We start from the raw sequence: 12,734 nt of genomic DNA on the forward strand, positions 1-12,734 counted from the left end.
TCTGGAGAAAAACATGGCCGGTTTGCCGACCACGGCACGTGTGGTGATCATCGGAGGCGGTGTCGTCGGCGCCTCCTCGCTCTATCATCTCGCCAAGGCGGGCTGGACCGATTGCCTGCTTCTGGAAAAGAACGAGCTGACCTCCGGCTCGACCTGGCATGCCGCCGGCAACGTGCCGACCTTCTCCTCCTCGTGGTCGCTGATGAACATGCAGCGCTATTCGACGGAGCTCTATCGCGGGCTGGCCGACGCGGTCGGCTATCCCATGAACTACCATGTCACCGGCTCGCTCAGGCTCGCCCATACGGCCGAGCGCATGCAGGAGTTCCAGCGCGCCAAGGGCATGGGCCGCTACCAGGGCATGGACATCGATGTGGTCGGGCTCGATGAGATCAAGCGCCGCTACCCGTTCATCGAAACGCATGAATTGAAAGGCGCGCTCTACGATCCGAGCGACGGCGATATCGACCCGGCGCAGTTGACCCAGGCGCTGGCCAAGGGCGCCCGCGACATGGGTGCGAAGATCATCCGCTTCTGCCCGGTCAGCGGCGTGCGCCGCGACAAGGACGAGTGGGTGGTCGAGACGGCGCAAGGCGAGATCCGCTGCGAGATCGTCGTCAACGCCGCCGGCTACCGCGCGGCCGAAGTCGGCAGGATGTTCGGCCGCGACGTACCGATGATGGTGATGAGCCATCAATACATCCTGTTCGAGGAGATCCCCGAACTCGCCGCCTGGACCAAGGAACAGGGTAGGAAGCTGCCGCTGCTACGCGATGTCGACACCTCCTACTATCTGCGCCAGGAAAAGAACGGCATGAATCTCGGCCCCTATGAGCGCAACTGCCGTGCGCATTGGGTCGGCCACAATGACCCGATGCCGGATGATTTCTCGTTCCAGCTGTTTCCCGACGATCTCGACCGGCTGGAAGACTATCTGGCCGATGCCGTCGCCCGCGTGCCGATTCTCGGCACCGCCGGCCTGTCCAAGGTCATCAACGGCCCGATCCCCTACGCGCCGGACGGCAACCCGCTGATCGGTCCGATGCCCGGCGTGCCGAACGCCTTCGAGGCCTGCGTCTTCACCTTCGGCATCGCCCAGGGCGGCGGCGCCGGCAAGGTGCTGGCCGAATGGGTGACTGAGGGCCAGACCGAATGGGACATGTGGTCCTGCGATCCGCGCCGTTTCACCGCCTTTGCCGCGGCGCCGGATTACTGCGTCGACAAGGGCATGGAGATCTATGGCAACGAATACGCCATCCAGTTCCCGCGCCATGCCTGGCCGGCCGGGCGCGACCGCAAACTGTCGCCGATCCACGATCGCATCAAGGCGCTCGGCGCCTGCTTCGACGCCTATAATGGCTGGGAGCGCGCCACCTGGTACGCGCAAGCCGACGACGACATTTCGGAAGAAGCCACTTTGACCTTCCGCCGCGACGGGCCGTGGCAGCATCGCGTCCGGGAGGAATGCCTCGCCGTGCGCGACGCTGCCGGCATCCTCGACCTGCCTGGTTTTTCCCGCTTCAACCTCGACGGCCCGGGTGCTGCCGAATGGCTGAGCCGGCAGGTCACCGGCCTGGTGCCGAAACCCGGCCGCATCGGCCTCGTCTATTTTGCCGACGATGAGGGCCGCATCGTTACCGAAATGTCGGTCGTGCGCCACGACGAGAACTTGATGACGCTGATCACCGCCGCCGTGGCGCAGTGGCATGATTTCGCGTGGCTGGAATCGCGCATGCCGAAGAACGCTTCATTCACGCTGATCGACCGGACCGAGGAATACTCCACGCAGATCCTCGCCGGGCCCAATTCGCGAAAAATCCTCGCCGATGTCTGCATCGCCGACCTTGCACTGCCCTGGCTGACGCACCAGGAGACGACAATCGCCGGCCGTTGGGCAAGGTTGGTACGCGTGTCCTTCGCCGGCGAACTCGGCTGGGAAATCCACACCAAGGTTGACGACACCGCTACCGTCTTCGACGCCGTCTGGGCAGCCGGGCAGAAGCATGGCTTGAAGCCGTTCGGCATGTACGCGCTCGATTCGCTGCGGCTCGAAAAAGCCTATCGCGCCTGGAAGGGCGACCTGTCGACCGATTATTCGATCCTGCAGGGTGGGTTGGAGCGCTTCGTCAAATGGGACAAGCCCGATTTCCGCGGCAAGGCGGCGCTGCAAAACGAGAAGCAGCAGGGCGTGAAGAAGCGTTTCGTCACGCTGGTCATCGAAAACCCAGGCGACTGTGACGCCCCTTACATGTCGACACTCTGGCATGACGACCGGATCGTCGGCGAGACGACGTCCGGCGGCTGGGGTCATCGCATCGACAAGTCGATCGCCCTCGGCATGCTGCGCGCCGACCTGGCCGAACCGGGAACCACGGTCGATGTCGAGATCTTCGGCGAGCGCTTCAAGGCGGTCGTGCAGAAGGACGAACCGTTGTGGGATCCGAAGAACGAGAGGCTGCGTGCATGAAGTCCGTTATCCTCACAGACGGTGGCATGGGCCAGGAACTGGTACGCCGCAGCAGCTCCGAGCCGACGCCGCTGTGGTCGGCCAGGGTGCTGATCGACGAGCCTGATCTGGTGCGCGACCTGCATGCGGAATTCATCCGGGCCGGTGCCCGCGTCATCACCATCAATACCTATTCCGCAACGCCCGAGCGGCTGGCACGGGAGGGCGCGGAAGAGCTGTTCAAGCCGCTGCAAAAGCGCGGCATAGAACTGGCAAGGCAAGCTCGCGATCAGGCCGGCGACGCGGCGATCGCGGGCTGCCTGTCTCCCCTGTTCGGCAGCTACGCACCGACGCTGACCATTTCCTTCCAGGATACGCTCGACATTTATCGCCGCATCGTTGCCGAACAGGCTGCCGGCGTCGATCTGTTCCTGTGCGAGACCATGGCGTCGGCCGAGGAGGCGCGCGCGGCCGTTACCGCGGCGTCGGAAAGCGGCAAGCCGGTGTGGGTGTCGTGGACGCTCGCCGATCACGGCACGCCGCGCCTGCGCAGCGGCGAAGCCATTGCGGCGGCGGCGGGCGCTCTCGACGGCCTGCCGGTTGCAGCCAGGTTGATCAATTGCTGCCGGCCCGAAGCGATCGCTGCAGCGCTGCCTGAAATGATCGGTCTCGGCGGCCCGGTCGGCGCCTATGCCAACGGCTTCACCTCGGTGGAGGCGCTCAAGCATGGCGGCACCGTGGACGTGCTGCACGCCCGCCACGACCTCGATCCTGATGCCTATGCCGGCCAGGCGGTCGGCTGGGTCGAGACCGGCGCCGACATCGTCGGCGGCTGCTGCGAAGTCGGACCACCCCATATCGCAGCCCTGCGCGACCGGCTCGAACAGGCCGGCTACGAAATTTCGGGAGTAGCATAATGCCCAGACCATCATCGCGCATTTCCGGCATCGTGCCTTCCGGCAAGGACGGCTGGGAGGTTCATTTCGCCGCCTGGACGCGCAGGGAGGCTGGCGAGGACATCATCGTGCTGTCGGTCGGCGACCATGATTTCGATACGCCGGCGCAGACGATCGAAGCTTGCGTGATGGCGGTTCGCGCCAGCAATCACCACTACACCCCCCTGCCGGGCATTCCGCGCCTGCGCAACGCAATGGCGGCGGCCTCAACCCTCTGCACCGGCGTTGCCACCAACCCCGACCAGGTCATCGCCACGCCAGGCGGACAGGCAGCGCTGTATGCGGCGGTGCAAGCCGTTCTCGACCAGGGCGACCATGCCATCGTGGTCGCGCCCTATTACGCGACCTATCCCAACACGTTCAGTGCGGCGGGCGCCGATTTCACTGTGGTCGAAACGCCTGCCGAGGACGGTTTTCAGCCGCGGGCTGCCGATATCCGCGCAGCCCTTCGGCCGAACACGCGCGCCATCCTCATCAACACGCCGAACAACCCGACGGGTGCGGTCTATTCGCGAGAGCGGCTGGAGGAGCTGGCGCGGATCTGCCGGGAGCATGACCTCTGGCTGTTGTCGGACGAGGTCTATTGGACGCTTGGCGGCGGCGAGCACATCTCGCCGCGTTCGCTGCCCGGCATGGCGGAACGCACGCTGATCATCAATTCCATGTCCAAGAGCCACGGCATGACCGGCTGGCGCATGGGCTGGCTGACCGGACCCGAAGAGATGATCTCGCTGCTGACCAACCTCAATCTGGTGACGACCTACGGCCTGCCGGCCTTCATCAGCCTCGCTTGCGCCGAGGCGCTCGAAAACGGCTACGGCGTCAAGGAGATTGCCGATCGCTATGCCGCAAGGCGCACCGTCGTCCTCGATGCCATGCGCGGCATGAACGACGTCACCGTGCGCGGCTCCGAAGGCGGCATGTATGTCATGCTCGACATATCGGCTCTCGAGCCTGACGACGAGAAATTCGCCTGGGCGCTCCTCGACAAGGAAAAGGTCGGCGTGATGCCGGGCTCGAGCTTCGGCGAGGCCGCCGCCGGCCACATCCGCGTCAGCCTCTGCCAGCCGGAGGCGGTACTTTTGGAAGCCGCCCTTCGCCTGCGCCGCTTCGCGTCCAGCTATCGCCGTGAGGCCGCATGACCGCCCTGCCCCAAAAGACCCTTCCGACCAGGGCCATTCCTGCCAAGGCCATTCCCAGCAAGGCAAGGGCCGTCATCATTGGCGGCGGCGTCTCCGGCTGTTCGGTCGCCTATCACCTGGCCGAGCTCGGCTGGACCGACATCGTGCTGCTCGAACGCAAGCAGCTGACATCAGGCACGACTTGGCATGCCGCCGGCCTGATCGGCCAGTTGCGCGGTTCGCAGAACATGACGCGGCTGGCGAAATATTCGGCCGACCTCTACGTCAAGCTGGAGGCCGAGACCGATGTCGGCACCGGCATGCGCCAGGTCGGCTCGATCACCGTGGCGCTGACCGAGGAGCGCAAGCACGAGATTTACAGGCAGGCGTCGCTCGCCCGCGCGTTCGATATCGATGTACGCGAGATTTCCCCAAGCGAAGTCAAGCAGATGTACCCGCATCTGAATGTTTCCGATGTGGTCGGCGCCGTGCATCTGCCACTCGACGGCCAGTGCGACCCGGCCAACATCGCCATGGCGCTGGCCAAGGGCGCGCGCCAGCGCGGTGCGACGATCGCCGAGAACGTGAAGGTCACCAAGGTCCACGCCAAGGATGGCCGCGTGACCGGCGTATCCTGGGCGCAAGGCGAGGAACAAGGCACCATCGAGGCCGACATCGTCGTCAACTGCGCCGGCATGTGGGCACGCGAGCTCGGGCGCCAGAACGGCGTCACCATCCCGCTGCACGCCTGCGAGCATTTCTATCTCGTCACCGAGCCGATCCCCGGCCTTTCCCGGCTGCCGGTGCTGCGCGTGCCGGACGAATGTGCCTACTACAAGGAGGACGCCGGCAAGATGATGCTCGGCGCCTTCGAGCCGGTGGCGAAACCCTGGGGCATGGACGGCATTCCTGAAGATTTCTGCTTCGACCAGTTGCCCGAGGATTTCGAGCATTTCGAGCCGATTCTCGAAATGGGCGTCAACCGTATGCCGATGCTGGCCAGTGCCGGCATTCACACCTTCTTCAACGGTCCCGAGAGTTTTACGCCTGATGATCGCTACTATCTCGGCGAGGCGCCGGAGTTTTCCGGCTACTGGATGGCGACCGGCTACAATTCGATCGGCATCGTTTCCTCCGGCGGCGCCGGCATGGCCCTTGCGCAATGGATCAACGATGGCGAGGCGCCTTTCGACCTCTGGGAGGTCGATATCCGCCGCGCCCAGCCATTCCAGAAGAACCGCCGCTACCTCAAGGAGCGCGTCTCCGAGACGCTCGGCCTGCTCTACGCCGATCATTTTCCGTATCGCCAGATGGCGACCTCGCGGAACATAAGACGTTCCCCACTCCACGAACATCTGAAGGCGCGCGGCGCGGTGTTCGGCGAGGTGGCCGGCTGGGAGCGCGCCAACTGGTTCGCTAGGCCCGGCGAGGAGCGCGAATACCGCTATTCATGGAAGCGGCAGAACTGGTTCGATAACCAACGCGACGAACATCTGACGGTCCGGAACGGCGTCGGCCTGTTCGACATGACCTCGTTCGGCAAGATCCGCGTCGAGGGCCGCGACGCTCAGCGCTTCCTGCAGAGGCTTTGCGCCAACGACATGGACGTGGCGCCGGGCAAGATCGTCTACACCCAGATGCTCAACCAGCGCGGCGGCATCGAGAGCGACCTCACCGTCTCGCGTCTGTCTGAAACGGCCTACTTTCTTGTCGTGCCGGGCGCCACGCTGCAGCGCGACCTCGCTTGGCTAAGAAAACATCTCGCCGATGAATTCGTCGTCATCACCGATGTGACGGCGGCCGAAGCCGTGCTCTGCCTGATGGGACCGGATTCGAGGAAGCTGATTCAGAAGCTGAGCCCGAACGATTTCTCCAACGAAACCAATCCGTTCGGGACGTTTCAGGAGGTAGAAATCGGCATGGGACTGGCCCGCGCCCACCGCGTCACCTATGTCGGCGAGCTCGGCTGGGAGCTCTATGTCTCGACTGACCAGGCAGCCCATGTCTTCGAAGCGATCGCCGAGGCCGGCGCGAATGTCGGCCTGAAACTTTGCGGCCTGCACACGCTGGATTCCTGCCGCATCGAAAAGGCCTTCCGCCATTTCGGCCACGACATCACCGACGAGGACAATGTGCTGGAAGCCGGGCTCAGTTTTGCTGTGAAGACCGCGAAGGGCAATTTTCTCGGCCGCGATGCGGTGCTGAAAAAGAAGGAGGCCGGCCTGTCACGCCGGCTGGTCCAGTTCCGCCTGAAGGACCCGGAGCCGTTGCTCTTTCACAATGAGGCGATCCTGCGCGATGGCAAGATCGTCGGCCCGATCACCTCGGGCAATTACGGCCACCATCTCGGCGGCGCCGTCGGCCTTGGCTACGTGCCGTGCCAGGGCGAGAGCGAGGCGGATGTGCTGTCGTCGTCCTACGAGATCGAGATCGCCGGCGAGCGCTTCGCCGCGGAAGTGTCGCTGAAGCCGATGTACGATCCGAAGGCGGACCGGGTGAGGATGTAGGGCTTCTTCCTTCGCCCCGTTCACGGGGAGAAGGTGGCCCGAAGGGCCGGATGAGGGGCGGCGCCAGCTTCTGTAATGTTTGCGTCGCCCCTCATCTGCCTGCCGGCATCTTCTCCCCGTAAACGGGGAGAAGGACGCCAATCTCGCAGCTCAAAACCGCTCCAGTTTCGCCCGCACTTTCGCAAGGAAAGCAGCTCGGCTCCGGGGCGTCGATGCGTCCATGAGATAGTGCGCCAGGAAGAACGTCCTGCAGCGGGTTGCGCACAGTGCCCGCATGCCGCGCAGGATTGTCTTGCGCCCAGGCTGGCCGACGACGACGCTCCACCAGGTCGGCGCGCCGCAGGTCGTGATCACTCCTATCTTCGTCACATGCCTCATCAGCGACTCGATCCGTCCCTTGCCCGCGGGCAGCCGGAAGGCGACGTCGGTCGCCCAGACCCGGTCGAGCCAGCCCTTCAGCATTGCCGGCAGCCCGTACCACCAGGTCGGATAGATGAAGAGGATTGCCTGGGCCCAGTTGAGGTGATCGATGTGCGGCTTGAGCGCCGGGTCCTGCGGGGCACGCTCATTGTAGGAGCGTCGCTCTCCGCAGCCCATGACCGGATCGAAATTCTCCGCATAGAGGTCGAGCAGCCGCACCTCCCAGCCCCTCGCCTTCATCACCTCGATGGCGCAGTCTCGGATCGAGGCGCAAAAGCTCTCGGGGACCGGATGGCAGTAGACCACCAGAACCCGCATCAAAAGGCATCCATGTTGGCGGCGACCTTGGCCATGAATCTCTCCCGCGTTTTATCGGTCGACAGATTCATCGAATAATGCGCGAGATAGGACACGGAGGCACCCGGCTTGACCGTGGCGCGCAACACACGGTTGACCAGCCTGCGCGGCGGGTCGCCCATCAGCATGGCGCGGAACCGGCTGCCGCCATAAGTGGTGACCGCCGCCAGTTTGCGAATGTTGTGCAGCGACGGCTGCACCTTGCCGTCGACCAGCTTGAACGACACGCCGGGCAGGAAGACGCGGTCGAAGAAGCCTTTCAGGATCGCCGGATAGCCGAAGTTCCACACCGGAAACGACAGCACCAGTGCCTCGGCCTTTTGCAATCTTGAGACATAAGGCGCTGCCGCATCACCCTCGCCGCGCTCATCGTGATAGCCGAGCCGCTCCGCCCGCGTCAGCCGCGGATCGAAATCCTCGGCATAGAGGTCGCAGTCGTCGACGGCGTGGCCGGCGGCTGTCAGCCGCTCGACGATCATCCGGTGCAAACCGGCATTGAAGCTGGTCTCGACCGGATGGGCGTAAAGGACGAGGACGTTCATCATCCCGCCTTCTGCAACCCCTTGAACAGGAACGACTTGCCCGAGCGATAATCGTAATCCGGGTTTTCCCAGGCGATCATCTTGCCGGGGTTGAGCAGCCCTTGCGGATCGGTCTCGCGCTTGAAGGCAAGCTGCACCTCGTCCGTCTGCTTCATGCCGCCCTCTTCCAGCGTGTAGCGGTGCGGATTGAAGACCCAGCAGCCATTGTCCTCATGGATGCGGATGATCTCGTCGAGCCGCCCCGCCGTCGTGAAGCGGACCAGCGGCAGGCCGGCGACGCCAATGGCGCCGTCGAAGCGGATGAATTCGAGATGCACCGGCACCTCGTCGCCGAAGCGGTCGATCATCGCCTTGACGTGAGCGAGGTGACCCGGCGAGGGATAGCGGGTCTGCAGATAGGTGATCGTGGGATCGACCCTGATGGCGCGCAGTGTCGTGTGGTTCCAGGTCAGCTCGTACGCCGGTGGCAGCCCCTTGAGATCGGCCTCCTTGTCGGCGCGGAAGACGATCTCGCCCTTGCTGCGCTGGGTGAAGGCGACAAAGGCGTCCATCGCATGCGGCGCGATCATCAAGACGACGATGCTTTGCTCGCGCCGGAAAAACCTCTGGTGGCGCTTGAAGTAGTCATAGGGAATGGGTGCCGCGATCGGCGTGATCAGTTTCGCCAGGATGCCGTCCTGCACGGCGAGATCGTTGCCGAAGCCGGCCGCATCCATGAAATCATCGAAGCCGACGATGACATCGATCCAGTCGTAAGCCGCGGTCAGCGGCATCTCGACCTCCGTGATGATGCCGTTGGTGCCGTAGGCATGCATCACCTTCAGCACCTCCTCGCCGGTAAGGTCCATCACGCGCGGCTCCGCCTCCATCGTAACGGTCCGCAGCCGGATGACGTTACCGAGGTCGCGCAGACCACCCCAGCGGATCGAACCGACGCCACCGGAGCCGCCGGCGACGAAACCGCCGATCGATGCCGTGTTGTAGGTCGATGGCGACATCCGCAGTTCCTGGCCGGAATGCGCGCGCGTCGCTCTGTCGATGTCGGCCAGCACGGCACCCGGTCCGGTCACCACCCGGCCGGGCGCGATCGCCTTGACTGTGTTCATCTCGGCGAGGTTGAGCACGACGCCGCCGGACAAAGGCATCGCCTGCCCATAATTGCCGGTGCCGCTGCCGCGCGGCGTCACCGGAACGCCATGTCGGTGGCAGGCGGCGAGCACGCGGATTACCTCGGCTTCCGTCTTCGGCGTGACGATCAGGTCGCCGGTCACATGGTCGAGCTGTTGCTTCAGCACCGGGCTGTACCAGTAGAAGTCGCGGCTCTTCTGCTGGACTATCGCCGGATGGTCGTCGATCTTCACACCGTCGAGGCCGCGCTTCAGTGCCGAAATGTCCATCATCCCACCATCAGATCATCGAGTTCGGCATAATCGGGCAATTGGCGCTCGATGGCGCGGCCATCGCGCACGACGATGCGATCCGATTCGGGACGCGACAGCAATTCCGTCCAGCTCCGTCCCCTGAAGACGACGAAATCGGCGGCGGCGCCGACGGCAAGCGTGCCAAAACCTTCTAGCCGCATCACCTTGGCCGGCGTCGCGGTCACCGCCTGCGGCCAGTCGCCGACCGGGTGATCGAAATGCAGGATGCGCGTCGCCATGCGATAGACCTCCAGCATGTCGAGATCGCCATAGGCGTAGAACGGGTCGCGCGTGTTGTCGGAGGCGACGGCGACGGAAATGCCGCGCGCCTTCATCTCATGCAGCAGCGTCACGCCGCGCCAGAGCGGCGTGGTGTTGTCGCTGCGCCGGTCCTGCAGATAGAGATTGCACATCGGCAGCGACACCACGGCAAGCCCCGCCTTCGCCACCTTGTCCAGCGTGTCGAGCACGTCGAGATCGGGCTGGCGTGCCAGCGAGCAGCAGTGGCCGACGAGGATGTTTCCCTCAAAACCGTTCCATAGGGCCGCCTCGGCGATCTTCTTCAGCGAAATCGCCGAAACGGCGTCGGTCTCGTCGGCATGGAAATCGAGGTCGAGGCCGTGCCTGGTCGCCTGCGCGAACACCTGGTCGAGAAGCTCTTCCAGATCCGGCACCATGTAGGTAACGACGCCGAGCACGCCCTTGGCCGCAGCCACGCGTTTGGCCAGCCTCTCGAACCATTTCTTGTCGCGCACGCCTTCGATGCCGAGCAGGCAGGCGGCCTGCAGCTCAATGCGGCCGCGCCATGTCTCCCGCATCGTCTCGAACACCGGCCAGGAGATTTCCTCCTGCGGCGCGACGCTGTCGAGATGGGTGCGCAGGGCTTTGGTGCCATACGCATAGGCTGAGCGCAGCGAAAAATCCATGCGGCGGGCGACGTCGTCGGCGCTCCAGCGCGAAGCGCGGTCGGCGCCGGTGGCGTTCAGCGCGCCCATGAACGTGCCGTCGGGATTGGGCTTTCGAGGCCAGATATGGCCCTTGTCGATATGAGTGTGACAGTCGACGAAGCACGGCATGACGATACGGCCGCCGAGGTCGACGGCGCCTGCCGGCGAATTGGACTGGCGATGCGCGGTAATAGTGGAAATCCTGCCGTCGGCGACAGCAATGTCGGCGAGTGCAAAGCCATCGGCATCGAAGGCCGCGACAAGGCCGGGCGTCAGCGACCGATGAACACGGACGTTGGTAAGATGATAAGAACCGGAGGCCGGTATCGAGTCCTCCAACATCATCATCGCTCCTGCTTCAGCGCACTCTCGTGCCAGCGCCGCAGGATGAGATGCGAGATCAGCGACAGCACCAGGAAGATCAGGATGCCGGTGAACGAGATCAGGATCAGCGCCGCGAACAGCCGCGGTGCGTTGAGCCGGTAGCCGGCCTCGATGATGCGCGAGGCAAGGCCCGACGACTGGCCGGTGGCGCCTGCGACGAACTCCGCTACAACCGCGCCGATCAGCGACAGGCCGCCGGCGATCTTCAGCCCGCCGAGGAAATACGGCATCGCCGCCGGCAGGCGCAGATAGCGCAATTGCTGCCAGCGGGTCGCGCCGTTGAGCTTGAACATGTCGCGCAGATTGCGATCGACGGAGTTGAGGCCGAGCGTGGTGTTGGACAGGATCGGGAAGAAGGCAACGATCCAGGCACACAGCAGGAGCTTCGTCGTCTGGTTGTCGACATAGATGTTGATCAGCGGGAAGATCGCGACGATCGGCGTCACCTGCAGGACGATGGCAAACGGGAAGAACGACATCTCCACCCATTTTGATTGCGCGAACAGCACCGCCAGCCCAACCCCGCCGATGACGGCCAAAGCCAAGCTGAGGAAGGTGATCTTGAGCGTCACCAGCAGCGAGGAGAACAGCAGCCCGGCATCGTCATAAAGCGTTTGAAGCACCACGCCGGGGCGCGGCAGGATGTATTTCGGGATGTCGTTCCAGACGCAGATGCTATCCCACAGCCAGATGGCCAGGATCATGATCGCCAGCGGCAGCAGCCATCGGCCGATCCGTTCGAGCCGCTCCTGGCGCACGCGACGCGCCTCTTCGGGGTCGAGCGTCAGTGCGTGTTCTTCAATGGCCGTCATGATGGGGTCCGGCTGTTGAGTTGATGGCGCCGATCAGCACATCGGACGCCTGGCGGCAGAGCGCGGCATAATCGGGCGAGGTGCGGAAGGTCTCGTTGCGCGGATAGGGCGCATCGACGGCGAATTCCCTGAACACCCGGCCCGGTCGCGCCGCCATGACGACGACGCGGTTGGACAGGAAAACGCTTTCGAAGACGCTGTGGGTGACGAAGACGACGGTGAACCGCTCGTCCTGCCATAGTTCCAGAAGATCGTTGTTGAGCTTGAAGCGGGTGATCTCGTCGAGCGCCGCGAACGGCTCATCCATCAAGAGAATCCGCGGCTTGGTCACCATGGCGCGGGCGATCGAGACGCGCATCTTCATGCCGCCGGAGAGCTCGCGCGGCACGGCATTCTCGAAGCCGGTCAGGTGAACCCGCGCCAGCATCTCCATGACCGCCGGCGCCGCCATGGCCCGCGACACGCCCTTCAAGCGCAGCGGCAGCCAGACATTGTCAAAGACATCGGCCCAGGGCAGCAGCGTCGGCTCCTGGAAGACGAAACCAATATTCGAGCGGTCGAAGGTGCTGCCGCCGCGCCAGTCGAGCAGGCCGGAGGTCGGCGTCGCCAGACCGGCGATGAGGCGCAAGGCCGTCGACTTGCCGCAGCCGGACGGGCCGAGAAGGCTGAGGAAGTCGCCGTCCCTGATCGTCAGGTCGACGTCGCTGAGCGCTGTCACGCCGTTGGAAAAGACCTTGCCGACGCCGCGCAGCGCCAGCAGCATCGGATTTTTGCCCGATGCGCTTGCCGGCGCTTGCGCCACTTTCTCCTGCATCATGCCT

General features: G+C 64.2%; 10 protein-coding genes. 4 read left to right on the top strand and 6 right to left on the bottom strand.

Going from position 1 to position 12,734, the window contains the following annotated elements; genetic code table 11:
• Positions 1-13: 13 nt before the first annotated feature.
• The 4 genes from EJ066_RS25820 to EJ066_RS25835 are packed head-to-tail and all read left to right on the top strand — an operon-like array spanning position 14 to position 7,030.
• Positions 14-2,467, top strand: coding sequence for an FAD-dependent oxidoreductase (locus tag EJ066_RS25820; RefSeq protein ID WP_126042773.1), 2,454 nt, complete (start codon positions 14-16; stop codon positions 2,465-2,467).
• The gene (locus EJ066_RS25825; RefSeq protein ID WP_126042774.1) at positions 2,464-3,363 is read left to right on the top strand and encodes a homocysteine S-methyltransferase family protein; all 900 of its coding nucleotides are present in this window, start codon (positions 2,464-2,466) and stop codon (positions 3,361-3,363) included. Before EJ066_RS25820 ends, EJ066_RS25825 begins: the two co-directional genes overlap by 4 nt.
• A complete protein-coding gene (locus EJ066_RS25830) occupies positions 3,363-4,544 on the top strand; it encodes a pyridoxal phosphate-dependent aminotransferase (protein ID WP_126042775.1) in 1,182 nt (393 codons plus the stop codon). Before EJ066_RS25825 ends, EJ066_RS25830 begins: the two co-directional genes overlap by 1 nt.
• Positions 4,541-7,030, top strand: a complete 2,490-nt coding sequence (locus tag EJ066_RS25835; protein WP_189644363.1) for an FAD-dependent oxidoreductase — start codon at positions 4,541-4,543, stop codon at positions 7,028-7,030. Before EJ066_RS25830 ends, EJ066_RS25835 begins: the two co-directional genes overlap by 4 nt.
• Positions 7,031-7,180: 150 nt before the next feature.
• Here EJ066_RS25835 and EJ066_RS25840 read toward each other — a convergent pair whose 3' ends face one another.
• The 6 genes from EJ066_RS25840 to EJ066_RS25865 are packed head-to-tail and all read right to left on the bottom strand — an operon-like array spanning position 7,181 to position 12,730.
• On the bottom strand, positions 7,181-7,768 hold the full coding sequence (locus tag EJ066_RS25840) for an NAD(P)H-dependent oxidoreductase (protein ID WP_126042776.1): 588 nt from the start codon (positions 7,766-7,768) through the stop codon (positions 7,181-7,183).
• Positions 7,768-8,349 carry an NAD(P)H-dependent oxidoreductase gene (locus tag EJ066_RS25845; protein ID WP_189644364.1) on the bottom strand — a complete coding sequence of 194 codons (582 nt, stop codon included), beginning with the start codon at positions 8,347-8,349 and terminating at the stop codon, positions 7,768-7,770. The genes EJ066_RS25840 and EJ066_RS25845 overlap by 1 nt, the downstream gene beginning before the upstream one ends.
• Positions 8,349-9,746 carry an FAD-binding oxidoreductase gene (locus tag EJ066_RS25850; RefSeq protein ID WP_126044046.1) on the bottom strand — a complete coding sequence of 466 codons (1,398 nt, stop codon included), beginning with the start codon at positions 9,744-9,746 and terminating at the stop codon, positions 8,349-8,351. The genes EJ066_RS25845 and EJ066_RS25850 overlap by 1 nt, the downstream gene beginning before the upstream one ends.
• Positions 9,746-11,062, bottom strand: coding sequence for a cytosine deaminase (locus EJ066_RS25855; protein WP_189644365.1), 1,317 nt, complete (start codon positions 11,060-11,062; stop codon positions 9,746-9,748). The genes EJ066_RS25850 and EJ066_RS25855 overlap by 1 nt, the downstream gene beginning before the upstream one ends.
• Positions 11,062-11,913 carry an ABC transporter permease gene (locus EJ066_RS25860; RefSeq protein WP_126042779.1) on the bottom strand — a complete coding sequence of 284 codons (852 nt, stop codon included), beginning with the start codon at positions 11,911-11,913 and terminating at the stop codon, positions 11,062-11,064. The genes EJ066_RS25855 and EJ066_RS25860 overlap by 1 nt, the downstream gene beginning before the upstream one ends.
• Complete coding sequence (locus EJ066_RS25865; protein WP_126042780.1) at positions 11,900-12,730, bottom strand: ABC transporter ATP-binding protein; 831 nt, start codon at positions 12,728-12,730, stop codon at positions 11,900-11,902. The genes EJ066_RS25860 and EJ066_RS25865 overlap by 14 nt, the downstream gene beginning before the upstream one ends.
• Positions 12,731-12,734: the final 4 nt, after the last annotated feature.

Origin of the sequence: Mesorhizobium sp. M9A.F.Ca.ET.002.03.1.2 (genome assembly GCF_003952365.1) — a bacterium.
Lineage (GTDB): Bacteria > Pseudomonadota > Alphaproteobacteria > Rhizobiales > Rhizobiaceae > Mesorhizobium.

Coding starts and splice junctions, on each gene's coding strand:
- EJ066_RS25820 (WP_126042773.1), top strand. CDS start 14: ATGGCCGGTTTGCCGACCACGGCACGTGTGGTGATCATCGGAGGCGGT.
- EJ066_RS25825 (WP_126042774.1), top strand. CDS start 2,464: ATGAAGTCCGTTATCCTCACAGACGGTGGCATGGGCCAGGAACTGGTA.
- EJ066_RS25830 (WP_126042775.1), top strand. CDS start 3,363: ATGCCCAGACCATCATCGCGCATTTCCGGCATCGTGCCTTCCGGCAAG.
- EJ066_RS25835 (WP_189644363.1), top strand. CDS start 4,541: ATGACCGCCCTGCCCCAAAAGACCCTTCCGACCAGGGCCATTCCTGCC.
- EJ066_RS25840 (WP_126042776.1), bottom strand. CDS start 7,768: ATGCGGGTTCTGGTGGTCTACTGCCATCCGGTCCCCGAGAGCTTTTGC.
- EJ066_RS25845 (WP_189644364.1), bottom strand. CDS start 8,349: ATGAACGTCCTCGTCCTTTACGCCCATCCGGTCGAGACCAGCTTCAAT.
- EJ066_RS25850 (WP_126044046.1), bottom strand. CDS start 9,746: ATGGACATTTCGGCACTGAAGCGCGGCCTCGACGGTGTGAAGATCGAC.
- EJ066_RS25855 (WP_189644365.1), bottom strand. CDS start 11,062: ATGATGTTGGAGGACTCGATACCGGCCTCCGGTTCTTATCATCTTACC.
- EJ066_RS25860 (WP_126042779.1), bottom strand. CDS start 11,913: ATGACGGCCATTGAAGAACACGCACTGACGCTCGACCCCGAAGAGGCG.
- EJ066_RS25865 (WP_126042780.1), bottom strand. CDS start 12,730: ATGATGCAGGAGAAAGTGGCGCAAGCGCCGGCAAGCGCATCGGGCAAA.